Origin of the sequence: Streptomyces hygroscopicus, from assembly GCF_026168105.1 — a bacterium.
Lineage (GTDB): Bacteria > Actinomycetota > Actinomycetes > Streptomycetales > Streptomycetaceae > Streptomyces > Streptomyces hygroscopicus_D.
Genome location: NZ_LBMW01000157.1, coordinates 1 through 1,144, shown reverse-complemented (window position 1 = coordinate 1,144; position 1,144 = coordinate 1). Strand labels below are relative to the sequence as shown.

General features: G+C 62.8%; 1 protein-coding gene. It reads left to right on the top strand.

Features of this window, described 5'->3' with window-relative positions; translation table 11 throughout:
- The first annotated feature begins 37 nt into the window (after positions 1 to 37).
- The gene (locus AAW14_RS39375; protein ID WP_265569271.1) at positions 38 to 856 is read left to right on the top strand and encodes a hypothetical protein; all 819 of its coding nucleotides are present in this window, start codon (positions 38 to 40) and stop codon (positions 854 to 856) included.
- Positions 857 to 1,144: the final 288 nt, after the last annotated feature.

Here is a 1,144-nt window from a genome sequence, read left to right as displayed (position 1 = left end):
TGTGTGACTGGAGTTCAGTTGCTCTTCCGATCTGGAGATGTTCCTGGTTCTGACCTGTGATGTCCGGAGCGTTCCGGTCGACAAGAACACGACCTTCTTGGACTACTTCAAGAAGGCCAAGGACTTGAGCGGCGCGGCCGGCATGCGCAGGCTGAACGATGCTCGGAACGGGCTGAAGCACGCTGCGGGATTGCCGTCGGCCGACACGGTGGAGCAGGCCGTTCGCGACACCTTCGCATTCTTCGACGACAACGTCCCGCGCGTCTTCGACGCACCCTTGTGGTCGGTCGACACCTCGTACGTCATCCCTCAGGAGGAAGTCCGGAAGTGGGTCAGCCGAGCGTCGGAGCGATTCGAGGCGGACCAGGGAGGAGCGGGTCTCGCCTTGCTGCAGTTGGCTCTCCTGACGACCCTTCGGGACCCGTCCTGGCCTTACGGCTCCCTTCTGTCGAAGATCTCCCGAAGGGAAACGCACCTTCGGAAGCTGAGCGGCACCTTCAGGAAGATCTTCGACAGGAGCAACTTCCATGTCGGTGAGTTCAGCGGCCAGTTGGACCGGCTTGACGACACGGTCGGCGCCCTGCAGGACGCCATGCAGTGGCTGGTCCTGGGAGGCAGCCTGCACCACTACGCCAGGTTCCAGGCTCTGACCCCTCGGAACATCTTCTGGGGAGGGGACCACGAGGACGAGGCCGCCATGGAGCGAGTGCTCACGAGCCGGGATGTCGTTGGGAGGAAGCCGACCAGAGAGGAGTTCGAATTCTGTCGGCAGTTCGTCGTAACGACTTCTCTCCGGAAGGCGGACATCGATGCGCACGTCGTGCCGCCGTCGTGGCGAGCGAGCGACGGGGGCTGAGCCATCCTCGGCCTGGCAGTGGATCCCCGCGAGTGACCCTCTGAGCTTAGGATCGCTCTCACAGAAGTCGTCTGCAACGGAACGACTGGTCGTCAGGTGCCCCCGAATGGTGGATGGTTCGGGGGTATCGGTACGTCTGGCTCCAGATAATGTTTCTTCTCAAGAGCCAAGATCACAGGAGGGGAGAGCGCCATGAGCACGACCACTCCCGCGCCGGACCGGACGCACGACTTCGGCCCCGGCCGACGGTTCTGGGGACACGACTACTCCATCAGCCGGTTCACGGAC